This is a genomic window from Phaeovulum molybdatiresistens, from assembly GCF_023544865.1.
Classification (GTDB): domain Bacteria; phylum Pseudomonadota; class Alphaproteobacteria; order Rhodobacterales; family Rhodobacteraceae; genus Pontitalea.
The window spans coordinates 45,623-68,635 of record NZ_JAMJFX010000001.1; the positions used below are offsets into that span (position 1 = coordinate 45,623).

A 23,013-nucleotide genomic window follows, 5' to 3' on the forward strand; every position below is an offset into this window, starting at 1 on the left:
AGAAATCCTCCTACAAAACGCGGCGCCTGGCCGCATCGACCCCCGGCAAAAACCGAGGGCGCTCTACCCCGCAGGAATTGTAAACCAATTCTGCCATTTCATGTAACCCCATTTGTGCATTTGATTTTTTTGTAAATTTTTTCACAGCAATCGCGATAACTTTGTTAATGTTTCGCATGCTGCATAAATTTTGACATTTTGTTTCAAACCTTTGGCTGTTCACGCATCGGTGAAGATCCGCCGCAAGCGCGTGATCGCGCCGCGCCGCCGCACGGCACGGCCAATCGCCGCGCCCGGGCGGCGCGGCGGCGGTGTCGCGTGAAGGGAATCGGGTGATTCGTAGGGCTGATCAGGCGCTGGCGGCGCCATGCGCGGCCTGAACCGCGCCCTCGACGGTGGCGGCATGCGTGCACAGCGGCGCGCGCAGCCCCTGCGCCAGCAGCGCGCGGTGCAGCGCGGACCCGGCCCCCGCCAGCACCAGCCTGCCCTGACGACGCTGCAGCTTTTCGGCCAGCGTCACCAGCATCCGCGCGCCGGTGGAATCGACGAAGCTGACCGCGGACAGGTCGATCACCACGGCGCGCGGGCGCTGGGCGATGCGGTCCAGGATCGTGCCCAGCCGCGCGACCGAGCCGAAGAACACCGCCCCGCGCAGGTGATACACAACAACATCCTCATCCTGCGCAGAGGCAGTTTCGGGGGCGGCGGTTTCGGGTGCGGTGGGGGGACTGGCACGGTCGATCTGCGCCATTTCCGACATGTGGCGGATAAAGACCAGCCCGCCCAGGGCAAAGCCCACCACGATGCCCTCGGTCACGTCGCGGAACACCACCAGCAGGAAGGTCGCCAGCAACACGATCGCATCCCCGCGTGAGGCACGCAAAAGCGCCGCGAATTCGTGCTTTTCGATCATGTTCCAGGCGACAATCGCCAAAAGCCCCGCCAACGCCGCCAGCGGGATATAGCTGGCAAGCGGGGCGGCGATCGCCATGAAGCCCAGGATGAACAGCGCATGCAGCATCCCCGCCACCGGACCATGCGCGCCCGCGCGCACATTGGTCGCGGTGCGCGCAATGGTACCCGTGACGCAAAAGCCGCCAAAGATCGCCGCCCCCGCATTGGCCACGCCCTGCGCGATCAGCTCGGTGTTGGACCGGTGCTGCGTGCCCGACATGCCATCGGCCACCATCGCCGACAAAAGCGATTCAATCGCGCCCAGCAACGTGAAGCTGATCGCCCAGGGCAGTGCCGCGCGCACCGCCTCAAGGCTCAGATCGGGCAGCGCGGGCACCGGCAGAACGCGCGGCAGTTCGCCAAAGCGCGTGCCGATCGTATCCACCTGCAGCCCCATCACCGCCACCACGGCCGAGGCCGCCGCCACCCCGATCAGCAGCGAGGGCCAGCGCGGCCGCAGCCGCTTGACCACCTCGATCAGCACGATGGTCGCCAGCGCCACGGCCAGCGCCTGCGCGCTGAAACTGGCGCGCGCGGCCCAAAGCGCCTCAAACTTGTGCAAGATCTCGCCCGGTTCGGGGCCCGTCAGGGTCAGGCCGAACAGATCCTTGATCTGGCCCGCAAAAATGATCACCCCGATGCCCGAGGTGAAGCCAACCGTCACCGGATAGGGCATGAAGCGGATGTAGCTGCCCAGCCGCAGCAGCCCCAGCGCCACCAGCATGATCCCCGACAGGAAAGTCGCCAGGATCAGCCCCTCGACGCCGGTGGCCAGAACGCAGGCCGCAACCAGCACGATGAACGCCCCCGCCGGCCCGCCGATCTGAAACCGCGATCCGCCCAGCGCCGAAACCAGAAAGCCCCCGACAATGGCCGTGTAAAGCCCGCGTTCCGGCCCCACCCCCGAGGCGATCGCGATCGCCATCGACAGGGGCAGCGCGACAATGGCCACCGTCAGCCCCGCCACCGCATCGGCGCGCAGGGCGGACACCGAATAGCCCTCGGACAGGGCGGTCAGAAGTTTGGGACGCAACGGCTCGCGATACTCAGCGCGCCCTTGGCGGCTTGCAGGGATCATGGCAGGATTTTCCGATCGGATACGCCAACTGAGCGCGCCGCCCACCCGATTGTCAAGCAGGCTGATGTCCGATGCCCCTTCCCCCGTCCCCGATCCGTGAAACCGACGATGCCGCCCGCAATCTGGCCCGCAGCCTGATCGCCGCAGCACGGTTTGGCGCGATCGGCACGCTAAGCCCCGAAACCGGCGCGCCGGTTGTCACCCGCATCGCGTTGGGGCCGGGGCCGGATGGCGGGTTGTGGACACTGGTGTCGGGGCTGGCGCAACACGCCCACGCCCTGCGCCATGATCCGCGCGCGGGCCTGTTGCTGGGTGAACCGGGCCCCAAGGGCGACCCGTTGACGCATCCCCGGCTTAGCCTGTCGGTGCTGGCCCATCCGATGGCGGGTGATGACCCGGGCCGCCCCGCCTTGCGCCAGCACTGGCTGGCCGATCATCCGAAGGCGGCTGTTTACATCGACCTGCCGGATTTCTTCTTCATCCGCTTTCAGATCCTGTCAGGCGCGCTGAATGGCGGCTTTGCGCGTGCCTATCGCCTGACGCCCGAGGATCTGGCCTGACCGGGCGGGCGCCGCGACGCCCGCCCACCGTCCCGCCCCCCGTCAGTTCGGGTTGTCCATCCGGATCTTCATCTGCAGCCGCCCCTTGGCCGCCTGCGCCCAGTGCACCGTGACCTGATTGCGCGCCGCCCCCTGTTCGACATTGACATAGGGCATCTCGGTCAGCCGCGCGCCGGCCGCATTGGTGATCGGCCCCTCGGCCACCAGGCTTTCCACATTGCGCGCCCAGCCGCCAAAGGGCAGATAGGCGGCGGGGTTCACCGTCCAGACCGTCTGTGCGCTGGCCTGATCGACCTGCAGCATCACCGGGTTCGTCACGAATTGCGTGACCCCGTTGAAGATGTTGCCTTCAAAGCGAATGTTGCGCATCCGCTCATTGTTCAGCGCGGCAAAGGTCGTATCGACCTTTTCAATCCGGTCCACCGTGCCGTTCAGCGCCTTGAACACATTGTCGCCCACCGTCAGCCCGTGGATGAAATGCCCCGCCCCATAGGGCTTGACCGAAAACCAGGTGAACCACGGTGCCACGTTGATGCAGACAAAGGTATTGCCGCTGACCGTCAGCCCGCCAAAGGAATATTCGGTGCCGAAATCCGGGCTGGGCGCATATTCATTGGTCCATTCGATCACCGAATTGTCGATGTAATTGCCCGTCACCGCCGATTGCACATTGGTCTGGGTGAACACCAACCCCGCGGTGCGCAGGCCTGCGGTTTCCTCATCGCCCTGAAACCAGTGGTTGCCCACGATCAGATGCCCCGATCCGTTCAGGATCATCGTCGTGCCAAAGCGCACAAAGCGCGAGTCGCGGATCTTGGCGTCATTGGCATTGACGTTCAGCGCGACCGATTTGCGGTTCTGCGCGGGCGTCAGCATCTCATCGGACAGGAACTGGCAGCGGTCGATCAGGATGTCCTGGCAGCCCCGCCCGATCGAGGTGATGCCCCGGTCCTTGGGGCGCACCACATAACTGTCGCGCAGATGAAACGCCTCGCCCCCCGGCGACAGCAGGATGCAGCTGGCCATCCCGTTGCACAGGAATTCCACATCGTCGATGTTGAACCGATCCAGCTTGTCCAGCCCCGCGAAATCCAGCACGTATTTATAACGCCGGAAGCTCAGCGTGCGGGTGCCCGACCCGCCATACAGCGGCTGCGACAGCGTGACCGTGCCCGCCCCCACATTGACCGCGCGCACATAAACCTCGCGCCCCACGCCCGCGCCGGTGACATGCGCGCCCACCGGGATGTTGGCGACATTGGCCACATTGCTTAACGTCGTGGGCTGGGCCACCGCATAGGTCGCGGTGGAACTGACCACCGTATCCGCCCAGGCCGGGCCGCCCACCACGTTGAACTGCCCGTTGCGCAGCACACGGCGGTTGGAAAAGCTGGTCAGATCGGGCGCCAGCGCCTTCACGTCGATCGGCTCGCTCACCTCGACGCGGCGGCCCTTCAGGTCCAGCGTATTGTGGTCGGTATAGGAAAACAGCGCCTGCAACGCCTTCTTGAAGCCCAGAAGCTCATCCCCGAAGGCCTCGGCATAGGTCGGGAAATCAAAGCTCGACAACAGCGACAACCGCGCCGCCGTGAGCATCACCAGCCGGCCTTCAAACCGGATCGGCGCGGCGATGGAAATCGAACTGTTGATGCGATAATCCCCCGCCGGCACCAGGATCGACCGCCCCCCCGCCGCCGCATCCGCCGCCAGAAACGCCGCCGCGTCATTGCTGACCCCGTCGCCCTTGGCGCCATAATCGCGCACATCGACCCAATCCATCATGTCGCGCAGAAAGGCTGCGGTGATATCCTCGATCTGAATATCGTCGATGCGCACGATCCCGCCATTGGGCCCGGTCAGATCCAGCCCGAAATGGCCATAGATCGGCGTGGTGCCCCAGGGCATGTCCACCCCGCCGCGGCTGCCGGTGCCCACGATCGCGCTGATCGTCTCGACCCGGCCATAGGCGCTCAGCTGCACGGCGGGGCCGGTCTCGACCAGCCCATCGACATGGCTGCCATTGCCGCGCGCGGCATAGCCTGCGATACGCACGGCGGGCAGGTTGCCGCTGACCGCCTTCACTCGCGCCGTGATGCGCAGATAGCACCCCGGCAGGATCGGGGTCTGCCCCATCGACCGCAGCTTTTGCGTGGGCGCGATCTTGACCATCTCCAGACAGCTGGCGAAATCCTGATCGCCGCTCACCAGCGCGGCATTGACCGCCCCCGCATAGGTGGACGACCCCGGCGTGCCATCGCCGCTGGACCAGACATCCAGCCCCAGTTCGAAAGCCGGCGGCATCAGCACCAGCCCGTCGGTAATCGCCTTGTTCATCCGCATTTCCCCTTGCTGTTCGCGCCCGGCCGGGCCACCAGGCCCCGGATTGCCCTGCCGGTTGACCGCGCGCCGTGATCCCGGCACGCCAAGGGGTAGCGCCAAAGCCTGAAGAACCGTTCAGCCCACCGCGCGCTGCTCCGCCCGCGCGCGCAACACGCCGTCACTACCCTGTCACGGGCCTTCTTCATCAAGGGCCAAGCTGTGCTATCCTTTCTGCAGGAGTCCGCCATGACCTACGCCTTCCTGCCCAAAGACCGAAACGTCACCCAGGCGCTGCGCCGCATCGCCTGCGCCGAACTTGACGCGGCGATCGCGCTTGCCGCGCAGCCCCCGCATCCCGGCCAGATCCACGCCTTGCGCAAATCGGTCAAGAAGACCCGCGGCCTGCTGCGCCTGGTGCAGCCGCGGTTCGATGCGTTCGCCACCGAAAACGCCGCGCTGCGCGATGCCGCCCACCTGATCGCCCATGCCCGCGACGCCGAGGTGCTGCAAGCCACGCTGGCCCGCCTGCCCGCGCATCGCGCCACCGCCCAGCTGGCCAGCACCCTGCCCCCGCCCCAACCCGAAAGCGAACAGGCGCTTGCCGCCTTCCGCGCCGCGTTGCAGCCGATCCGCGACCGCGCCGGGCGTTGGTCGGTGAAGGGCAAGGACTTCGCCGCGCTACACGACGGCCTGACCGATGGCTGGACCCGCGCGCGCAAGGGCCTGCGCAAATGGCGCCGCAGCGGGCGCGACGACGACCTGCACGCCTGGCGCATCCGGGTGAAACACCACTGGTATCACGCCCGCCTGCTGGAACCGATCTGGCCCGAGATGATGGCCCCCCATATCACCGCCGCCGATGCCTTGGGCGAAATGCTGGGCGATCACCACGACCTGACCATCCTGCGCGCGCAACTGGAAGGCCAGGGCAAGCCCGCCGCGCCCGTGATCAAGGACATCGCCAAACGGCAAAAGTCGATTGAAAAACAGGCGCTCGCACTGGGCGAACGCCTGTTTGCCGAACCCGCCGAACCGCTGGTCGCGCGCTGGGGCGCGTGGTGGCGGCTGTCGCGTCAGGCCTGAACCAGACCGCCCGCCAGCGCGCGCTCCATAAGCGCCACGGTTTCATCCACACCATAAAGCGCGATGAACCCGCCAAAGCGCGGCCCCTGGCTTGCGCCCAGCAACACCTCATAAAGCGCGGTGAACCAGTCGCGCAGCGGGTCAAACCCATGTTCGCGCCCGATCGCAAAGACGATGGTTTGCAGCCCCTCGGTCGGGTCCTCGAAGGTCAGGTGCAGATCCTGTTTCGGCAGCGCCTTCAGCTGCGCCACCAGATCCTGCATCGCCGCGCGCTCCTTGTCGCTGGGCAGGCGGAACACCCGCGTCGGCGCCACGAAATCACGGAAATAGCGCACCGCGAATTCCGCCGCCTGGTCCAGATCGGGATGCGTTGCGGGGTCGGCCTCGGGCGCATAGCGCTTGATAAAGCCCCACAGCCCCGCCTTGCCGCTGGCCCCCGCCACGCTGGCCAGGTTCAGCAGCATCGCGAACGGCACCACCATCTTCGATTCCGGCGGGTTGCCGCCGTGGATGTGCCAGACCGGGTTGTCCACCTGTTTGTCCAGCGTCTGGCCGGGATAGGCCTTCAGCTGCTGGTGATATTCGTCCACCGCCTTGGGGATCACGTCGAAATACATCCGCTTGGCGGTCTTCGGCTTGAGATACATGAAATAGCTCAGGCTTTCCGTCGAGGCATAGGTCAGCCATTCGTCGATCGACAGCCCGTTGCCCTTCGACTTGGAAATCTTCTCGCCCTTGTCATCCAGGAACAGCTCATAGGTGAAGTGTTCGGGCGCGCGCCCCCCCAGCACGCGGCAGATCCCGTCATAGATCGGCGTGTTGGTGGAATGGTCCTTGCCATACATCTCAAAGTCCACATCCAGCGCGGCCCAGCGCGCGCCGAAATCGGGCTTCCACTGCAACTTCACATTGCCGCCGGTGACCGGCAGCGTCCATTCGCGGCCCTCTTCGTCGTCAAAGGTGATGGTGCCGGCCTTGGCATCCACATTCTTCATCGGCACATAAAGCACCCGGCCCGTTTCGGGATGGATCGGCAGGAAGCACGAATAGGTCTGCTGGCGTTCCTCGCGCAGCGATTTCAGCATGATCGCCATGATCTCATCATAGCGTTCCGCCGCGCGCAGCAGGATCGCGTCGAACTTGCCGGATTTGTAATACTCGGTCGCGCTGGCGAATTCATAGTCGAACCCGAACGTATCCAGGAACCGGCGCAGCATGGCGTTGTTGTGATGCCCAAAGCTTTCATATTCGCCGAACGGGTCGGGCACCGCGGTCAGCGGCTTTTGCATATGCTCGCGAAGCATGTCCTGCTGGGGCACGTTTTCGGGCACCTTGCGCATCCCGTCCATATCGTCGGAAAAGCACAGAAGTTTCGTCGGAATGTCGCTGATCACCTCAAAGGCGCGGCGCACCATCGTCGTGCGCGCCACCTCGCCGAAGGTGCCAATATGGGGCAGACCGCTGGGGCCATAGCCCGTTTCAAACAGTACATATCCCTTTTCGGGCGGCGCCTTTTCATAGCGTTTCAGCACCCGGCGCGCTTCCTCGAAAGGCCAGGCTTTAGAGTTCATCGCGGCATCGCGCAGGGTTGTCATGGTCTACCTCATTCCGGGCGCCCCTTGCGCCCACCGCGCCCCACCTATTGAACGGGGGGGCAATCGTCAATAATTTGCACCAAGGCCGATCCCCGGCGCCCCCAGATCAGGATGACAGACGTGTCCGACACCCTTCCCTCACTTTCCCCGCAAGACGCGCTGGTTGCCGTCATGGTCGCCGTCTCGGTCTCGGATGAAACGATCCGCACCGCCGAACTGCTGGCGATCGAACGCATGGTCAACCACATGCCGATCTTTGCCGCCTATGACATCGACCGCATCCGTGCGGTGGCGCAAACCGTCTATGCGCTGTTTGAAGAGGAAGAGGGGCTGGACGCGCTCTTCGGCCTGGTCCGCGATGCGCTGCCCGAAAAGCTTCATGAAACCGCCTATGCGCTGGCCTGCGACGTGGCCGCCGCAGATGGCCGCCTGCATGAGGTGGAATTGCGCATGCTGGAAGAGGTTCGCCACGAACTGAACGTGGATCGCCTGCATGCCGCCGCCATCGAATGGGGCGCGCGGGTGCGCCATCTGAACCTGTAACGCCGCCGCCCCGGCCGCTCAGGTTCCGTAAAGCGCGCCCCAGCGTTCGATCAGCTGCTGCTGCAACCGGCGCGACCGGCGCAGCCAGGCCGAATTGCCCTCGGGCTGTTCGGTCTGCGCCGCGCGCGCCCGGCGCGCCAGATCCCCGGTCAGGATCGCAAAGACAAGCTCGGTCCCGTCCGGCGCGGTCATGAACCCCGCAAGGCTGGACACAAAGTTCAGCGTGCCGGTTTTCGCCGCAACCCGGATCGGATGCGCCTTGTCCTCACGCCCATTGGCGTCGCGCATCGCGAAATTCCGTAAGATCGGGCGCAGCCCATGCTGGGGCGCAAGCCGCGCCAGCGCCGCCACCATTTCGGCCGCGGAAATGCGCGACGCGGCCCCCAGGCCCGAATGATCGGCAAATCTTGCGCCCTCTACCCCGGCGCGGGTCCGCAACCAGGCCGCCATCGCGCGCCCCGACTCGCCATGCCCCGCCGCGGCCCCCAGACGCAGGCTCGCGCTCATGCCGACGGCTTCGGCGGTGATATTGGTGGAATAGCGTAGCATGTCGCGCAAAATCGGGCGCAGCTCGGCGCTGGCATGTTCCACCAGCACCGCGCCCCCGGGCATCGCCGCCACCGGCTGCGGCGCGGGCAGCGGCACCCCTTGCGCGCGCGCCAGCGTCTGGAACACATCGCCGGCATAAAGTTCGGGGCGCCGCACGGGCAGCCAGCGGCTGCCCTCCTTGCCAAGCGCGGCCTGCGCCACGCTCCAGCGTTCCTTGCCGCCCTGTTCGGCATAGGTGAACAACGGCCCCTTGCGGTTGGCCAGGTCCATCGCCGCGGTATAGGCCCTGGGGCGGTGCCGTTCGCCGCGCGCATCCATCGTCAGCGCATAGCCCCCCTGGGCGCGGCGCCATTCGAAATGCACCCGGTTGTGGTTCAGGATCAGCCCCGAAACCGACGGGTTATAGCCCACATGCACCGGCTGATCGTCCGCGATTTCCCGCGCATAGGGCAAGGCCCCAGCCCAGACCAGAAACCGCCCCGCCACCCCGGAAACCCCGCGCGCGCGCAGCTGCGCCGCCATCTGCGCCAGATCATCGGTGTTCAGCGTCGGATCCCCGCCCCCTGCCAGCACCAGATCGCCCTGCACCACCCCGCCCGCGACCGGCCCCGTCGCGATCAGCCGGGTGGCAAAGCGGTGGCCGGGGCCCAACGCCTCCAGCGCATATAGTGCGGTGATCGCCTTGGCGGTCGAGGCTGGCGGCATCGGCCGGGTCGCGCCCCGCGATTCAAGCACCAGCCCGCTGCGCGAATCCGCCACCAGATAGGCCACCTCGCCGCCCAGATCGGCCGCCCGCACCAGATCCTCGGCCGGAACCGCCCGCAGCCCCGCCGGCGCCGTCTGCCCCAGCACCGGACGCGCCGCGCCTGCCACAAGCCCCGCCAGGACCATCCGCCGCGATAGTGTCATGCCGGTAACCCCTTCCCTGGTGACTCGGGCACAGGATACCGCGCGCGCCCCCCGGCTCAAGCCTTGGGGCGCCACCCGCCATCGGCCCGGATGCGGGACGACGAAAGATCGCTCAGCGGGATGTTCAGCAGGCACCAGGCAGGCGTCGGCGCGCCGGCCAGCAGTGGCGCCGCCTGCGCCGGCAGCCGCGCCGCGCGATAGATCTGTGCCGCGGGCGACAGACGCGCGCGCATCCGCGTTCCCGGCCGCGCCAGCACCCCCACCGGCACCATCCGCAGGATCGATTGCCAGTCGTCCCAGTGATGGAACTGCGCCAGATTGTCCGCCCCCATCAGCCAGACGAAACGCACGCCGGGATAGATCGCCTGCAACCGGCGCAGGGTCTGCGCGGTATAGCGCGTGCCCAGATGCGCCTCGATATCGGTGATCTCGACGCGGGGATCGGGCATCACCGCGCGCGCCTGCGCCATGCGCGCGGCCAGCGGCGCGGGTCCATGCGCCTTCAGCGGATTTCCGGGGCTGACCAGCCACCAGACCCGGTCCAAGCCAAAGCGCCGCAACGCCTCGCGCGTGATATGGGCATGACCGGCATGGGCGGGATCGAACGATCCGCCCAGAAGGCCGATGGCCATGCCATGGAAGGCTATGGGAAAACCCTGTCTCATCCGCGCCAGCCCTAGCCCATCGCCCCGCAAATGGGGAGGGGTAATGTGACATCGGCATGAAGCCCCCTGACGACGGCCGCCGCGGGCGCATCACACGCCGACATCAGGGGCCGCGCCCTGCCCGGGCGGCAGCACCACCGTGCAGCGCCCGCGACCACCGCGCTTGGCCCCGTAAAGCGCCGCATCGGCATCCGCCAACATCCGGTCCGGGTCGGGCACCGGGTAGCTGGCCGACAGCACGATCCCGATCGAACCGGAAATCCGGCAGCTGTTTCCCTGGAATACACAGGGTTCCTCCAGCCGGGCGATGATGCGCGAGCCCAGCGCCGTAAGCCGCGCCGGGTCCAGGTTGGCGCGCAGCAGCAGCACGAATTCATCCCCACCGACCCGCGCCACCACATCGCCCCTGCGCGTCTCGGCGCGCAGCACGGTGGCCACCCGCGTCAGCACATGATCGCCCGCCGCATGGCCCAACGTGTCATTGACCGCCTTGAAATGATCCAGGTCCAGATGCGCCACCGCAAAGGGCGCCCCGCCACGCGCCAGCGCCGCCACCTCTTGCGTCAGCGCCGCTTCCAGCGCGCGGCGATTGGCCAGCCCCGTCAGCGGATCGGTCAGCGCCTCGGCCTCGGCCACACGGCGCGCCGTTTCCAGCCGCTGGTTCAGCGCCTTCAGCTCGGCCAGAACGGCATCCTTCGCCTCGCGCAGATAAAGCAGTTCCATCGCCAGATCGCTGGGCGCGAAATCGGCCTCGGTCAGGCCAAAGTCGCGCACCGCCTCGGCCAGGCCAATGCCGAAGGTCAGGTTCAGCAAAACCCCATGTCCGCCCGCGGGGCCCAGTGCCGCCGCCTGTCCGCGCAGCACCGCCGCCGGATTGGCCCGCAAGCTAAGATGCAAACGCCCGCGCCGCACCAACCCTTCGGTCGCCAGCCCCGGCGCGGCGGGCGCCCGGCCCAGCAGGAAATGCGCGTCGAACGGATCGCCCGTCAGCGGCCCCGCGCCCACGATCTTGCGCAGCGTCGGGCCCGCCGCCCGGATGCGCCCGTCCCGGCCCAGCCACAGGAACATCGGCATCAGGCGGCCCAGAACCTCGGGCGCAAGCGGCACCGCCGTGCCCTGGCGGCCATCATCCCCCCCCGATCCGCCGCGCCCGGCGCCATCCGGCCCCGCCGCGATCACTGCGCCACCACCGGGCTGGCCAGATCAAACTGCCGGCCCTGATAAAACTGCGTTTCATGCAGACTGACCTGCAGCTGCGCATGTCCGCCCGCGTCCTGCTGCAATTCGATGATCGCAAGCGCCCCGTAATCATCCGCCATCGCCCGCAAAAGGCCCGCCAGCACCGGCCCCCAACCCGCGACCTTGGCCCGCACCTGAAGCAAAAAGCGGCCGGCGGTGGCGGCGGTCAGGCGGATTTCCGGCAGGTCCAGATCGGGCAGCGCCATCAACCCGCGGCCCTGCAATTCTTCCAGCGACAGCAGGAATTCGCCGTAATCCGTCCCGCCAAAACGCATCAGCCGGCGCAAAGGTTCGCGCGTCACCAGATAGGCGCCCAGATCTTCCAGCAGCGCCGCGCGGGGCTTGCCCAGCCGCGCCGCCGCCGCATCGATCATCGCATCGGTCAGCGGGTCGGGATAGTGCAACATCGCCTCAAACCCCTCGGGCGGCAGATGCGCCCGGCCCAGGACATCGCGCCACAACGCCTCACCATAGGTGTCGCGCAGAAAACATTGGATCGAGCGGTTGATCAGGCCGTGCATGGGCGTCTCTTTCAAATTCCGACCAGCCTAGCCGCGCCGGGTTAAGAAAGCGCCAATTGCCGCAGGGCCCGCTTGGCCCGGCCCGCCGTCACGGGGCCACGGTAAAGACCTGCCCCCCGGCCTGCACCGCCTGAATGCCGGACGGCACCAGCGCGATCCCCTCGGCCAGGACCAGATCGATCAGCGCGGCTTCGCCCAGGCCCTCGCCCGCCAGCGTCAGAACGGAACCACCCCGCCGCCAGACCCCTTCGGCCTGGATCAGAACCGGCGCGCTGCGCAGGCCCTGGCCCCAGCGATCCAGCAGCACCACGGCCTCCTCGCCGGGTTGATGGGGTAAAAGATCCGCCAGGATCAGCAGGCAGCCGGGGTTGCCCTGCGGCGTGCGGCGGCCACAGGCGGCGGCCCAGCCCTCCAGCTCGGGGGCGGCCACGGCGTCAAACAGGCCTTCGGGCAAGGTGCGGTCCCGCGGGACCACCGCCAGCCCATCGATCAGCGCGTCGATCACCGCAGCAGGCGCGGGTTGCGCCGGATCCAGCGCCGGATCCCAGGGGCCCGCGGCCTGATCCAGCGCCGCCAGCCGCCGCGCCAGCACCTCTTGCCCCGGCGCGCGGGCCTGCGCCTGCAGCCGCGCCAGCGCGGCCAGCCCCGGCTTGCCCCAGTCATGCGCAAACTGCCACAGCGGCAGATCGTCGGGCGTGCTGCGCCCCGCCTCAAGGCGCGCCAGCTGGGATCGCGTGGCGATCGCCTCGGGCGTGATCAGCGGCGTCAGCCACAGCGCGGCCCCCGCCAGCAGCGCCAGCGCCATCGCCAGATTGCCGCGCCGCACCCAACCCATCCAGCCCCGCCCGGTCAGCACCGCCAGCGCATAAAGCCCCGCATAGCCCAGCACCGCCGCCGCCGCCGCCGCCCCCGCCACACGCCCCGGGGTCCAGCCCTGCTGCGCCACCTGCAGCGCCAGCGCCCAGGCCGACAGCCCGCCCAGCACCGGCAGCAACAGCGCCAGCGCGCGCGCCGACAGCATCAGCACCGGCGCATGGGCCGCCTCGACATCATCCTGATCGACCGCGATGGCAATCAGCGAAATCGCTGCCGCCGCCACCGCCAGCAGGATGCCCGCGGGCGAAATCGGCCCGAACAGCGCCGTCAGCCCCCGGATCGGCAGCACCAGAACGAACACCGCCACAACCCCAAGCACCACCGGCAGCAACAGCCGCAACAGCCGCAACAACAGCTGCGCCGAGATCAGGTCGGACATCTCGGTCACGACCGACAGGCCCAGCCCAAGCACCGCCCCGCTCAGAACCCAGACCACCGGCGCCTCACCCAGCAAACGGTCCAGCAAGGTGATGCCCACCAGATTCAGCAGCGCCGCCAACAGCCACAGCACCACCCAGACAAAGCCCAGAAACAGCGCCGCCGCCGCATAGCGCACAACGATGTTCCAGGAATTGACAAACAGCGCCGCATAATCGCGCCAACCTTGCGCGCCGTGCTGGCCCATCGCCATGAGGAACGGCACCGGCAGCGCCGCCAGGATCACAGACGCCACCACCGGATGCCCCGCGCCCAGAAACGCACCCGCATCGGCAAAGCTGAACGAGTCCAGCACCATCAACAGCGCGACCGGAACCGCCACCGCCGCCGCCCCCGCCAAGGCCAGCCGCGGGCGCATCTGGCCGACCATCGCCAGCGCCGTGCCAAAGAATGCCGCCGCCAGCACCGTCAGCCCCAGATGCACCCGGCCCTGGGCCAGATCACCCGACAGGCCGGTCAGAACCCAGAACACCAGCCCCGCCAGCGCGCCCAGCGCGATGTGCTGCAACCGCCCGATGCCCGTGCTGCCGTCCATGCGACCCCCCTCAAAAAGCGCCTGACCGAACGCTAGACCCGCGCGCCCGGAATTGCCAGTGCGCCCGGACTTGCCCACACGCCCGGACTTGCCAGTGAAAGGGGCCAGCACAAGGCCGCGCCGCTAGGCGCGATGCAGCGCGTCCAGCCAGGCCGGGATCGCGCCGATGTCGGGCAGGACCGCATCCGCCTCGGGCGCCAGATCCTCGGCGCTGGCAGGGCCGCTCAGCACCGCCAGCGCGCGCATGCCCGCCGCACGTCCCGCGCGCAGATCGTGGCGGCTGTCGCCCACCATCACCACGCTGGCCGGCGCCACGCCCACCGCTGCGGCAAAGGCCAGCAACTGCCCCGGCGCGGGCTTGGCGCCATGGCCGCTGTCATAGCCCGCGACGAAATCGAACAGATCCAGCACCCCGGCATGGGTCAGATGCGCGCGCGCCGGGGCCTCGGCATCATTGGTGGCAAGGCCGATGCGCAGGCCGCGCCCGCGCAGATCGGCCAGCAACGGGCGCAGCGGCACCGCCGGGGCCAGCGGGGCCCGGGCGGCGCGGGCGTTCATCTGATTGATCAGCGCGGGACGGTCCTGCCCGCGCAGATGCGGCAACAACAGGTCGGCCACCTCTTCGACCGTTCCCGCGATCACCGGCGACTGGGGCGCGAACCGGCCCGCCGCGCGGCGCCCATCGGGCCCGGGCGGGGCAAAGCTGTAGCCGATCGCCGCGGCCAGGGTTTCGGCCAGCCCGTCATCACCCGCGCTTAAGGCCAGCAGCTCATCGCGCGCCCAGACGCCCCAACTGGCGTGAAAGTCGAACAGGGTGCCGTCCTTGTCGAACAGGATCGCGGAAATGTGATGACCCACCGCCTTCGTCCCCGGCCCGGTCACGTCCAATGCGCCATGTCGCCGCCGCCCAGCACCGCGCGCGCCTGCAGCGGCGCCCCGGGGGGAACCCCTGCCTCTTGCGCGAATTCGATGACCCATTCGTCCTGCATCAGCAGGAAATCCAGCACGGCGCAAAGGAATTCGGGATCTTGCGCGCGGGCGCGCAATTCCGAAACCCCCGCCCCGGTCGCGCCCAGAAAGGCCTGGAACACCTCATCGCGCGCCGCGATCCACCCCAGCGCCCGGATCGCCAGAACCTGGGCGGATTCTTGCCGCATTTCTGCCATGCCATGCCTCCGGAAAGGGTTTGTTAACCATTTGCGCCGAAAGATGGCGATGAGGTTACGAAACGTAAAGGGAGCGCGTGGCACCGTGGCAGGAAAAATCCTGATCGTTGACGATGTGGCCACAAATCGCATCGTGCTGAAAGTGAAACTTTCCAGCGCGCGCTATGACATCCTGCAGGCCGATACCGGCGCCGAGGCGCTGCGCATCGCCAGCCAGGACCGCCCCGATCTGATCCTGCTCAATGTTCAACTGGCGGGGATGGATGGGCTGGAAACCTGCCGCCGGCTGAAACGCGCGCCCGCCAGCGCGGCGATTCCGGTGGTTTTGGTGTCCAACGATGCGCTACCCGAAACGCGGCTGGCGGCGCTGCGCGCGGGGGCGGATGACCTGTTCGTCAAACCGCTGGATGAACTGGTGCTGCTGGCGCGCATGCGCAGCCTGCTGCGCAACCGCGAAACCGATGCGGAACTGCAGCTGCACGAAAGCACCTGCCGCGCGCTTGGCTTTGCCGAGGCCAACCCCGCCTTTGATCGCCCCGCCCGCATCGCGCTGGTCGCGCCCAGCCGCGAAACCGGCATGGCCTGGCGCGCGGCGCTGGCGCGGCGGATGGCGCGCGACCATCTGTTGCTGCTGACCCGCGAAGAGGCGCTGGCCCTGCCGCAGGACCGCGACCTGCCCGATGCCTATGTGCTGGCCGCCGATCTGACCGCGCCGGGCGAAGGGCTGCGGCTGATGTCGGAACTGCGCTCGCGCAGCGGCTCGCGCCATGCGGTGATCTGCATCGCCCTGCCGGATACCGCGCGCGACACCGCCGCGGTCGCGCTGGATCTGGGCGCAAGCGACCTGTTGCCGCTGGATCTGGGCACGCCCGAACGCGCCGACGAGGCGGTGTTGCGGCTGCGCGCGCAACTGGCGCGCAAGCGCGTGGCCGACCGCAAGCGCGAAAGGGTGGCCGATGGGCTGCGCCTGGCGGTCACCGACCCGCTGACCGGGCTTTACAACCGCCGCTATGCGATGCCGCATCTGGCCCGCATCGCCGAGCGCGCGCGCCAGACCGGGCGCAGCTTTGCGGTGATGGTGCTGGATCTGGACCGCTTCAAGACGATCAACGACACCTATGGCCATGCCGCTGGCGATTGCGTTCTGGTCAAGATCGCCCACCGCCTTGGCACCAACCTGCGCGAGGTAGACCTGCTGGCGCGCATCGGCGGCGAGGAATTTCTGATCGCCCTGCCCGACACCACGCCCGAGGCTGCGCAGATCGCGGCCGACCGGATCCGGCGGCTGGTGCAGGACCGCCCCGCAAGCCTGGGCGCGGGCTGCGGGACCATCCCAGTGACGGTGTCGATCGGTCTGGCGATGGGCGGCCCGGATCACGAGCCGGTCGAGGATCTGGTCGCGCGCGCCGATCAGGCGCTGCTGGGGGCAAAGGTGCAGGGGCGCAACCGGATCGCCATTTCGCGTCACCCCGATGCCGCCTGAACGGGGCCGGTCGCGCCGCCCCGTTCAGTCGCGCCTGTCTCGCACCCGCTCGCGCAGGCGCTCGGCGCCCTGTTCCAGCCGGTCGGCAAAGGCCTGCCGCTGCGCAGGCGTCATCGCGGCGATGCGGTCCATCAGCAACCGCCCGCCAAAGACCGACCGTTCCACAAGCCGGTCGCGATGGGCCTGGAAAATGACGCGCACGGCGGCCTCATCCCAGGGGTCGGCGCGCAGGGCTTCGACCAGACGGCTATGATCCTCGCGCGCGGCCTGGCGCATGGCGCGCAGGTTCTGGCCCTCGGCCTGGGCCGCGCGGCGCAGCGCCTCGCGGTCGGCGGGATCAAGCGCCTGGGTAAAGGCGCCGATGCTGACATCGCTGACCACGGGCGGGCGCATGGGGTGGCGTTCACGCGCGATCAGCCCCCCGGCCACCACCCCCGCCACCAGCAGGTTCAGCGTCACCGACAGGATAAAGACCGCGCGCACCCAGCCCCGCATCGGGGCCCGGGCGGGCGCGGCCGACCCCGCCTGTTCCTGATGATCCGTGCCCATCTCAGCCCTCCTGATCCAGCATCATCGCCAGCACATCCGTATCGGGCAACAGATCGACGGTGCCCAGCGCATCGGCCGTGCCCAGATAGCCCGCGGCGATGTCGCCCAGTTGCCCCATCCCGGCGAAGCCGATCCAGACCCCGGTCAAGGCCGCCGTGGCCATGCCGCCAATCCCGCGCCAACCGCCCAGCATGGCCAGAAGCTGCGCCAGAACGCCCCCGCCAACGCCACTGCCAAGGTCGTGCGCCGGCGCGACGGCCCGCGCGGGCGGCTGCTGCGCCAACCCCTCGGCCAGAATCCGCGCCATGAAGTCCGCCGAAGGTTCAGGCGGGCTTTGGCGGGCTGCGGCGAATGTGGCCGCCAGCAGATCCGCCTGCACATCCATCTGCGGGTTCATCCGGGGGTCGGCCCCTGCGATCTTGTCATCCATGCCCATAGCCCAAGTCCTCTCGTTGCCCGGCCAGCATCGCCGCCAAGGCGCGTTTGCCGCGCGCCGTCAGGCTTTCAACGGCCTCGACGCCAATATCCATCACTTCGGCAATCTCGGGATTGCTCAGCCCTTCCAGATGGCGCAGCACCACCGCCTGACGTTGCCGCGCCGGAAGCCGGTCCAGCGCCGCCTGAAGCGCCGCGGCCCGGTCCGCCTCGATCATCACATCCAGCACGGCGGGCCGGCCGTCCTCGGGTTCGGGCGCCTCATCCAGGCCCAGCCCGCGCCGCCGACGCAGCCGGTCGGTGGCCAGATTGGTCACCACCCGGTAAAGCCAGGTGGACAGCTTCGCCTCGCCCTGCCGCCAGTCGGGCGCGATCCGCCACAGCCGCAGCATCGCCTCCTGGCTCAGATCCTCGGCCTCGGCGGCATCACCCAGCATCCGATAGGCCACGCGATAGGCCAGCGGCGCCAGCCGCAGCGTCAGGCTGCGCGCCGCCGCGGGGTCCCCGTTGCCATAGAGGACCAGCAGCGCCTCATCCGAGGCATCGGTCAACGCGTCAAATGCCATATCCATGCATCCTGCGGCCTAGCGCGAAACCCCGTCAAAGGCAATTCAGCCCCGGGCGGGGTCAGACCCGCCCGGGAATTGGTTCTGGGGCTTAGTTGCCCATCTGCCCGCGCGGGCCCCAGCCATCGCCGCGGCCTTCACCGCGACCATCGCCCCGGCCCCAGCCGCGGTCCCCGTCGCAGCCCTTGTCACCGCGCTTGCCCCAGCCATGGCCGTGGCCATCGCCCCGGCCCTTGCCATCGCGGCCCTTGCCATCGCGGCCCTGCATCCGCTTTTGCACATTGGCCAGTTCCGCCGCGCTGATCGCGCCGTCGCCATCGGCATCCAGACGCTGGAACATCCGCGTGGGCATCGGGTTGGCCATCAGCTCGGCCGCGGTCAGCGCACCGTCGCCATCACTGTCGCGCGCCTCAAAACGCGCCTTGGCCCGGGCCTCGATGCGGGCTTGCGCCGCGCGCATTTCCTGCGCGACCAATTCCTCAAGCGTGATCTTGCCATCGCCATCGGCATCCAGCGCCGCCGCCTCGGCCGCACGGGCGGCACGGATTTCCTCGGCCGTCACCTTGCCATCGCCATCCGCGTCGAAGCGCTGGAAATCAAAGCCCATGCCACGCATCGGGCCAACCGCGGGCGCAGGCGCGCTGGCCCCTGCCTCGGGGGCGGCGGGCTGGGCTGCGTCCTGCGCCAGCACCGGCAGCGAAAGGCCGACACCGACCCCCGCCAGAAGCACCACCGCGACCGAATTCCTGAAGCTGCGTTTCATCCTGTCGTCTCCTGTGTTCATCACGGCATCGGCGCCGTCATACCAACCAAACGCACAGGCCCCGCCAATCCGTCGCCCGAACCGCGCCATTCACCAAAGCGTGATATTGTGTGCTTTCCCTGCGCCGCCATTCCGTGGATAAAGGGCCAAGCGAAGGAGATCACGATGGCTGCCACCGATACCGATCTGGAAGACGACCGCCCGATGGGCCCCGCGGTGCTGCGCGGCCTGATGTGCCGCTGCCCGGCCTGTGGCAAGGGGCGGGTGCTGCAGGGCTATCTGCGCGTGCGCGATGAATGCCCCGCCTGCCATGAGGTGTTTTCCCATCACCGCGCCGATGACGGGCCGGCCTATCTGACCATCCTGATCGTGGGGCACCTGATGGCCCCGCTGCTGATGTGGGCCTTTGTGACCTTCCGCCCCGACCCGATGACGATGATCGCGATCTTTGCCACCGGCTGTGTGGTGCTGTCGCTGGCGCTGCTGCCGGTGTTCAAGGGCATGATCGTGGCGATCCAGTGGTCGCGCCGGATGCATGGCTTTGGCGCCGAACCGGCCGGGGCAGCCGATGTCTGACACCGCCGCCGCCACCACGCCCCCCCCCACCACAGCGCCCGCCGCGCTGGACAAGACCCGCATCCGCGATGCCGCGACCATCCTTTTGGTGCGCCGCGATCTGCCTGCAGGGGCTTCGGTGCTGATGGGGATGCGCGGGGCGGGGGCGGCCTTCATGCCCTCGAAATACGTCTTTCCGGGTGGCGCGGTGGATGCCGATGACCGGCTGGTGCCGCTGGCGGCGCCGCTGGATGCGGCCAGCACCGCGCGGCTGGATCAGTTTGCCCCGGCGGGCGGCGCGGCGATGCTGGCGGCGGCGGCGGTGCGTGAACTGTGGGAGGAAACCGGCCTTGCGCTGGGGGCGCCCGGCACCTGGCCCGGCGCCATCCCCGACGACTGGGCCGGCTTTGCCGCCGAGGGGCTTTTGCCGGCGGCGGCGGCGCTGCGCTTTGTCTTCCGCGCGATCACGCCCCCCGGCCTGCCGCGCCGCTTTGACGCGCGCTTCTTCCTGGCCGATGCCACGCAGGTGGTCGGCGACCCCGATGATTTCTCGCGCGCCTGTGATGAGCTGTCGCACCTGCACTGGGTCCCCCTGCATGAAGCGCGGCGCCTGAACCTGCCCTTCATCACCGAGGTCGTCCTGGCCGAGGTTGCCGCCCTTGTCGCGGCCGCGGGCCAGGGCGCGATCCCGGCCCCCGACAGCGTGCCCTTCTTTGACAATTCCGGGCCGAAATCGATCTTTCGCAGGCTTCAGTAAAGCAGCGGCACCAACGCCAGCGTCAGCGGAATGGTCAGGAAGGCCGCAATCGTCTGCGCGGTGATCATCGCCGCCATCAGCCCCGTATCCGCCCCCATCTGGCGCGCCAGCGAATAGGCCGCCACCGCAACCGGCAGGGCGGCATAGATCATCGCCACCTGCGCCACCAGGATCGGCGGGCCGATCAGCCAGATCGCCGCCAGCGCCACCGCCGGAAACACCACCAGCTTTCCGACTGCGGCCAGCACCACCGGCCCGATCGCCGCGCGCATCCCTTGCAAGCGCAGGTTGGCCCCCACGCACAGCAACATCACCGGCAACGCGCCCTGCCCCAGCACCAGCGCCGTATCATGCAGCACCGGCACATGGTGCAGCCCCAGCGCATTGAACCCCAGCCCCAGCAGGATCGACAGGATCAGCGGGTTGCGCGCCAGTTCACGCAGCGTCCCGCCCAGCCGCGATCCCCCGCCCAGGCCCAGCATCCCCGCCAGCGCCGTGACCATCACCACATTGACCACCGGCACCAGCAGCGCCGATCCCAGCACCGCCGCCTGCAACCCGGCGGGCCCATACAGCGCCTCGGCAATGGCCAGGCCCACAAAGGTGTTGAACCGCCCGGCGCCCTGAATCACGTCGGTGCCCTGTTCAGGCGCCAGCCGCGCCATCCGCTGCGCCAGCCAGCCAAAGGCCACGGCAGCGAAAAACCCCGCATAGAGGATGCCCGCAAACCCGCCCATCGGCGCCGAGCCCAGATCCGCCGCCGAGATCTTGGCAAAGAACAGCGCCGGCATAAGCACCCAATAGACCAGCCGGTCATTCAGGTTCCAGAACTCGAACGACGGGATGCCGCCCCGGCGCAGGCCATAGCCCAGCACGATCAGCGCAAAGGTGGGCGCAATCGCCAGCCAGACCCCGATCATGGCGCGGATCCCCGCGCTGCGCCGATCTGCACCAGATCATAGCCGTTGAAGGCCAGAACCTCACGCGCGGCCGCCGCCAGGTCGGGGCGCAGCACCGGGTCGCGCGACAGAACCTGCGCCCACCGCCCCGAGGGCGTGCCAAGCACCGCCACCCGATAACCCTCATCGACCCAGAGAACAAAGACCGGCTCGCGGCCAAAGGCGGCATCGGCCATGATCCGACCGCCCGGCCCCGTCACCACCGCGCCCCCGGTCAGCGGCGCGGGCGCGCGGCCCGTGCAGTCGGTGCCCGTCAGCCGGTAGCGCCCCGGCCCCGCCATCGCCCAATCCTGCACCGCACCCGCACAGCCCGGCACATGCGATTGCGCCACATGCCAGCGCCCCGCAAAGCGGTCGGGCGCGAACAGCGCGACCGATGCGATGCGCACATCACCATCCCGCCGCGCCGGCGCGTCATCGACCGGCGCACAGGCCGCGGCGGCCAGCGCCACGGCAGACAGGGCAAGCGTCACTGCACGCATTCGGTCACCCGCAGGCCAGAGGCGGTGATCACCTCATGGCAGCCCAGCAGCGGCACGAAGGGCGCGCAGGTCATCGACCGCGCCAGACAGGCACCTTCGCAATCCGCCCCGGTCCGGCAGGCCCGCCCGGCATCGCGCGGCGTGCGCAGACAGACCCACACGCCCGTGCCTTCGCGCTGCCGAAAGGCCCCGCCGCCGGCTTCGCAGGCCATCCGGTCCAGCGCAATCCGCGCCTCGCCCACGGGGGGCAAGGGTGCCGGGGTGGCGGGGTCGCCGGCGGGCTTGCAGGCGGCCAGCGCCAGCATCCCGATCAGGCCAAGGCAGGCGGCCAGTCGCATCCGATCCCCCCGCCTAGAACGGCATGCCATGGGCGCGATGCGCCTGCCCGATGGCGCGCAGCACGTCCTTGGACAGCACCAGATCAGCGGCATCGAGCGAGCGGTCCAGCTGCGCGACCGAGGTGGCACCGATGATCGGGATCACCGGGAAGGGCCGCCCCATCACGAAGGCCACCGCCATCGTCACCGGGTCCAGCCCGGCATCCGCGGCGATCTTCAAATAGGTCTCGACTGCGGCCTCGGCCGGGGCGGTGATCCGCCCGCCCAGATCGCCATTGATCGCCCCGCGCGACCCTTCGGGCCGGGCGCCGCCGCGATACTTGCCGCTTAACAGCCCCGCCGCCAGCGGCGAATAGGCCAGCAGCGTCACATCCTCATTCACGCCCAATTCGGCCAGATCGCCGTCATACAGACGGCACAGAAGCGAATATTCATTCTGGATCGCGGCAGCGCGCGGTCCATGACCGGCCTCGGCCAGCGCGAGCCACTGCGCCATGCCCCAGGCGGATTCGTTCGACAGGCCGAAATGGCCGATCTTGCCCTCGGCCTGCAGCGCGGCCAGCGTTTCCAGACAGGCGGTCATGTCGGCCAGCGTCTGCGCCCGATCCTGCCCCGAGGCGTCAAAGCCCCAGATCTGGCGGAAATGATAGCTGCCCCGGTTCGGCCAGTGCAGCTGATACAGGTCGATATAATCGGTGCGCAGGCGGCGCAACGACGCATCAACCGCCGCGCGGATCGCCGCGGGCGTGATCGGCGCGCCGTCGCGCACCGCCGCCGATCCCTTGCCGGTGATCTTGGTGGCAATGACCAGATCGCCCCGCCGCCCCGATTTCGCCAGCCACGACCCGATGATTTCCTCGGTCCGGCCAACGGTTTCGGCCTTGACCGGATTGGTCGGATACATCTCGGCGGTGTCGATGAAATTCACGCCCCGCTCAATCGCGCGGTCGATCTGGGCATGACCCTCGGCCTCGGTGTTCTGGCTGCCCCAGGTCATCGACCCAAGGCACAGCGCGGAAACGGAAAGGCCGGTGCGGCCCAGCGGCAACATCTTCATGCAAAACTCCGGAAGTCTACCTGCCGCGCGACCCTGCCA

Annotated in this window: 25 protein-coding genes; 6 read left to right on the forward strand and 19 right to left on the reverse strand. The window is 68.5% G+C overall.

Features of this window, described 5'->3' with window-relative positions:
* Positions 1-10 precede the first annotated feature (10 nt).
* Entirely contained in the window at positions 11-178 is a 168-nt protein-coding gene (locus MXB90_RS00210) for a hypothetical protein (protein ID WP_250039515.1), read from the reverse strand.
* Between the two features lie 171 nt (positions 179-349).
* A complete protein-coding gene (locus MXB90_RS00215) occupies positions 350-2,032 on the reverse strand; it encodes a SulP family inorganic anion transporter (protein ID WP_250039516.1) in 1,683 nt (560 codons plus the stop codon).
* Between the two features lie 71 nt (positions 2,033-2,103).
* Here MXB90_RS00215 and MXB90_RS00220 point away from each other — a divergent pair, with 71 nt between their 5' ends.
* Positions 2,104-2,592, forward strand: coding sequence for a HugZ family pyridoxamine 5'-phosphate oxidase (locus MXB90_RS00220; RefSeq protein WP_250039518.1), 489 nt, complete (start codon positions 2,104-2,106; stop codon positions 2,590-2,592).
* Between the two features lie 42 nt (positions 2,593-2,634).
* Here the strand turns inward: MXB90_RS00220 and MXB90_RS00225 are convergent, their stop codons facing one another.
* Complete coding sequence (locus MXB90_RS00225; protein WP_250039521.1) at positions 2,635-4,926, reverse strand: glycoside hydrolase family 55 protein; 2,292 nt, start codon at positions 4,924-4,926, stop codon at positions 2,635-2,637.
* A 231-nt stretch (positions 4,927-5,157) separates the two neighbouring features.
* Here MXB90_RS00225 and MXB90_RS00230 point away from each other — a divergent pair, with 231 nt between their 5' ends.
* On the forward strand, positions 5,158-5,994 hold the full coding sequence (locus MXB90_RS00230) for a CHAD domain-containing protein (RefSeq protein WP_250039523.1): 837 nt from the start codon (positions 5,158-5,160) through the stop codon (positions 5,992-5,994).
* Here the strand turns inward: MXB90_RS00230 and MXB90_RS00235 are convergent.
* Complete coding sequence (locus tag MXB90_RS00235) at positions 5,985-7,589, reverse strand: lysine--tRNA ligase (protein ID WP_250039526.1); 1,605 nt, start codon at positions 7,587-7,589, stop codon at positions 5,985-5,987. The two genes, MXB90_RS00230 and MXB90_RS00235, sit on opposite strands and share 10 nt — an antisense overlap.
* Positions 7,590-7,709: 120 nt before the next feature.
* Here MXB90_RS00235 and MXB90_RS00240 point away from each other — a divergent pair, with 120 nt between their 5' ends.
* Positions 7,710-8,132 (forward strand): tellurite resistance TerB family protein, encoded by a 423-nt coding sequence (locus MXB90_RS00240; RefSeq protein ID WP_462982194.1) that lies wholly within the window; start codon positions 7,710-7,712, stop codon positions 8,130-8,132.
* A gap of 18 nt (positions 8,133-8,150) precedes the next feature.
* Here MXB90_RS00240 and dacB read toward each other — a convergent pair whose 3' ends face one another.
* The 7 genes from dacB to MXB90_RS00275 all read right to left on the reverse strand — a co-directional run bounded on the left by dacB (position 8,151) and on the right by MXB90_RS00275 (position 15,030).
* Positions 8,151-9,590, reverse strand: a complete 1,440-nt coding sequence (gene dacB / locus MXB90_RS00245) for a D-alanyl-D-alanine carboxypeptidase/D-alanyl-D-alanine endopeptidase (protein WP_250039533.1) — start codon at positions 9,588-9,590, stop codon at positions 8,151-8,153.
* A gap of 56 nt (positions 9,591-9,646) precedes the next feature.
* Positions 9,647-10,255, reverse strand: coding sequence for a nicotinate-nucleotide adenylyltransferase (locus tag MXB90_RS00250; protein ID WP_250039535.1), 609 nt, complete (start codon positions 10,253-10,255; stop codon positions 9,647-9,649).
* 90 nt (positions 10,256-10,345) lie between these two features.
* Positions 10,346-11,434 (reverse strand): diguanylate cyclase domain-containing protein, encoded by a 1,089-nt coding sequence (locus MXB90_RS17715; RefSeq protein ID WP_349665889.1) that lies wholly within the window; start codon positions 11,432-11,434, stop codon positions 10,346-10,348.
* Positions 11,431-12,015, reverse strand: coding sequence for a heme NO-binding domain-containing protein (locus MXB90_RS00260; RefSeq protein WP_250039538.1), 585 nt, complete (start codon positions 12,013-12,015; stop codon positions 11,431-11,433). Before MXB90_RS00260 ends, MXB90_RS17715 begins: the two co-directional genes overlap by 4 nt.
* Before the next feature lie 88 nt (positions 12,016-12,103).
* Positions 12,104-13,864 carry a DUF4153 domain-containing protein gene (locus MXB90_RS00265; RefSeq protein ID WP_284040684.1) on the reverse strand — a complete coding sequence of 587 codons (1,761 nt, stop codon included), beginning with the start codon at positions 13,862-13,864 and terminating at the stop codon, positions 12,104-12,106.
* A 123-nt stretch (positions 13,865-13,987) separates the two neighbouring features.
* Positions 13,988-14,746, reverse strand: coding sequence for an HAD family hydrolase (locus MXB90_RS00270; RefSeq protein ID WP_250039541.1), 759 nt, complete (start codon positions 14,744-14,746; stop codon positions 13,988-13,990).
* Entirely contained in the window at positions 14,743-15,030 is a 288-nt protein-coding gene (locus MXB90_RS00275; protein ID WP_349665890.1) for a DUF3572 domain-containing protein, read from the reverse strand. The genes MXB90_RS00270 and MXB90_RS00275 overlap by 4 nt, the downstream gene beginning before the upstream one ends.
* 85 nt (positions 15,031-15,115) lie before the next feature.
* On the opposite strand from MXB90_RS00275, the gene MXB90_RS00280 reads away from it, so the two are divergent.
* Positions 15,116-16,513, forward strand: coding sequence for a diguanylate cyclase domain-containing protein (locus MXB90_RS00280; protein ID WP_250039568.1), 1,398 nt, complete (start codon positions 15,116-15,118; stop codon positions 16,511-16,513).
* A 24-nt stretch (positions 16,514-16,537) separates the two neighbouring features.
* Here the strand turns inward: MXB90_RS00280 and MXB90_RS00285 are convergent, their stop codons facing one another.
* The 4 genes from MXB90_RS00285 to MXB90_RS00300 all read right to left on the reverse strand — a co-directional run bounded on the left by MXB90_RS00285 (position 16,538) and on the right by MXB90_RS00300 (position 18,826).
* Positions 16,538-17,062, reverse strand: coding sequence for a periplasmic heavy metal sensor (locus tag MXB90_RS00285; RefSeq protein ID WP_250039569.1), 525 nt, complete (start codon positions 17,060-17,062; stop codon positions 16,538-16,540).
* A 1-nt stretch (position 17,063) separates the two neighbouring features.
* Positions 17,064-17,492, reverse strand: a complete 429-nt coding sequence (locus MXB90_RS00290) for a dihydroorotate dehydrogenase (protein ID WP_250039571.1) — start codon at positions 17,490-17,492, stop codon at positions 17,064-17,066.
* Positions 17,485-18,069, reverse strand: a complete 585-nt coding sequence (locus MXB90_RS00295) for an RNA polymerase sigma factor (protein WP_250039573.1) — start codon at positions 18,067-18,069, stop codon at positions 17,485-17,487. The genes MXB90_RS00290 and MXB90_RS00295 overlap by 8 nt, the downstream gene beginning before the upstream one ends.
* Before the next feature lie 85 nt (positions 18,070-18,154).
* A complete protein-coding gene (locus tag MXB90_RS00300) occupies positions 18,155-18,826 on the reverse strand; it encodes an EF-hand domain-containing protein (protein ID WP_250039575.1) in 672 nt (223 codons plus the stop codon).
* 165 nt (positions 18,827-18,991) lie between these two features.
* Between MXB90_RS00300 and MXB90_RS00305 the strand changes: the two genes are divergently transcribed.
* Positions 18,992-19,402, forward strand: coding sequence for a DUF983 domain-containing protein (locus MXB90_RS00305; protein ID WP_250039577.1), 411 nt, complete (start codon positions 18,992-18,994; stop codon positions 19,400-19,402).
* A complete protein-coding gene (locus tag MXB90_RS00310) occupies positions 19,395-20,138 on the forward strand; it encodes an NUDIX hydrolase (RefSeq protein WP_250039579.1) in 744 nt (247 codons plus the stop codon). Before MXB90_RS00305 ends, MXB90_RS00310 begins: the two co-directional genes overlap by 8 nt.
* Here the strand turns inward: MXB90_RS00310 and MXB90_RS00315 are convergent.
* Genes MXB90_RS00315 through MXB90_RS00330 form a run of 4 tightly spaced genes read right to left on the reverse strand, consistent with a single transcriptional unit; the run spans position 20,132 to position 22,974 of the window.
* Positions 20,132-21,058 (reverse strand): AEC family transporter, encoded by a 927-nt coding sequence (locus MXB90_RS00315; protein WP_250039581.1) that lies wholly within the window; start codon positions 21,056-21,058, stop codon positions 20,132-20,134. The genes MXB90_RS00310 and MXB90_RS00315 overlap by 7 nt on opposite strands.
* The gene (locus MXB90_RS00320) at positions 21,055-21,579 is read right to left on the reverse strand and encodes a lipocalin family protein (protein ID WP_250039583.1); all 525 of its coding nucleotides are present in this window, start codon (positions 21,577-21,579) and stop codon (positions 21,055-21,057) included. The genes MXB90_RS00315 and MXB90_RS00320 overlap by 4 nt, the downstream gene beginning before the upstream one ends.
* Entirely contained in the window at positions 21,567-21,917 is a 351-nt protein-coding gene (locus MXB90_RS00325; protein ID WP_250039585.1) for a hypothetical protein, read from the reverse strand. The genes MXB90_RS00320 and MXB90_RS00325 overlap by 13 nt, the downstream gene beginning before the upstream one ends.
* A gap of 13 nt (positions 21,918-21,930) precedes the next feature.
* Entirely contained in the window at positions 21,931-22,974 is a 1,044-nt protein-coding gene (locus MXB90_RS00330) for an aldo/keto reductase (protein ID WP_250039587.1), read from the reverse strand.
* Positions 22,975-23,013 lie beyond the last annotated feature (39 nt).

Coding starts and splice junctions, on each gene's coding strand:
- MXB90_RS00220 (WP_250039518.1), top strand. CDS start 2,104: ATGCCCCTTCCCCCGTCCCCGATCCGTGAAACCGACGATGCCGCCCGC.
- MXB90_RS00325 (WP_250039585.1), bottom strand. CDS start 21,917: ATGCGACTGGCCGCCTGCCTTGGCCTGATCGGGATGCTGGCGCTGGCC.
- MXB90_RS00260 (WP_250039538.1), bottom strand. CDS start 12,015: ATGCACGGCCTGATCAACCGCTCGATCCAATGTTTTCTGCGCGACACC.
- MXB90_RS00250 (WP_250039535.1), bottom strand. CDS start 10,255: ATGAGACAGGGTTTTCCCATAGCCTTCCATGGCATGGCCATCGGCCTT.
- MXB90_RS00320 (WP_250039583.1), bottom strand. CDS start 21,579: ATGCGTGCAGTGACGCTTGCCCTGTCTGCCGTGGCGCTGGCCGCCGCG.
- MXB90_RS00330 (WP_250039587.1), bottom strand. CDS start 22,974: ATGAAGATGTTGCCGCTGGGCCGCACCGGCCTTTCCGTTTCCGCGCTG.
- MXB90_RS00300 (WP_250039575.1), bottom strand. CDS start 18,826: ATGAAACGCAGCTTCAGGAATTCGGTCGCGGTGGTGCTTCTGGCGGGG.
- MXB90_RS00265 (WP_284040684.1), bottom strand. CDS start 13,864: ATGGACGGCAGCACGGGCATCGGGCGGTTGCAGCACATCGCGCTGGGC.
- dacB (WP_250039533.1), bottom strand. CDS start 9,590: ATGACACTATCGCGGCGGATGGTCCTGGCGGGGCTTGTGGCAGGCGCG.
- MXB90_RS00230 (WP_250039523.1), top strand. CDS start 5,158: ATGACCTACGCCTTCCTGCCCAAAGACCGAAACGTCACCCAGGCGCTG.
- MXB90_RS00310 (WP_250039579.1), top strand. CDS start 19,395: ATGTCTGACACCGCCGCCGCCACCACGCCCCCCCCCACCACAGCGCCC.
- MXB90_RS00295 (WP_250039573.1), bottom strand. CDS start 18,069: ATGGATATGGCATTTGACGCGTTGACCGATGCCTCGGATGAGGCGCTG.
- MXB90_RS00235 (WP_250039526.1), bottom strand. CDS start 7,589: ATGACAACCCTGCGCGATGCCGCGATGAACTCTAAAGCCTGGCCTTTC.
- MXB90_RS00285 (WP_250039569.1), bottom strand. CDS start 17,062: ATGGGCACGGATCATCAGGAACAGGCGGGGTCGGCCGCGCCCGCCCGG.
- MXB90_RS00290 (WP_250039571.1), bottom strand. CDS start 17,492: ATGGATGACAAGATCGCAGGGGCCGACCCCCGGATGAACCCGCAGATG.
- MXB90_RS00225 (WP_250039521.1), bottom strand. CDS start 4,926: ATGAACAAGGCGATTACCGACGGGCTGGTGCTGATGCCGCCGGCTTTC.
- MXB90_RS00215 (WP_250039516.1), bottom strand. CDS start 2,032: ATGATCCCTGCAAGCCGCCAAGGGCGCGCTGAGTATCGCGAGCCGTTG.
- MXB90_RS00315 (WP_250039581.1), bottom strand. CDS start 21,058: ATGATCGGGGTCTGGCTGGCGATTGCGCCCACCTTTGCGCTGATCGTG.
- MXB90_RS00305 (WP_250039577.1), top strand. CDS start 18,992: ATGGCTGCCACCGATACCGATCTGGAAGACGACCGCCCGATGGGCCCC.
- MXB90_RS00275 (WP_349665890.1), bottom strand. CDS start 15,030: ATGGCAGAAATGCGGCAAGAATCCGCCCAGGTTCTGGCGATCCGGGCG.
- MXB90_RS00210 (WP_250039515.1), bottom strand. CDS start 178: ATGCGAAACATTAACAAAGTTATCGCGATTGCTGTGAAAAAATTTACA.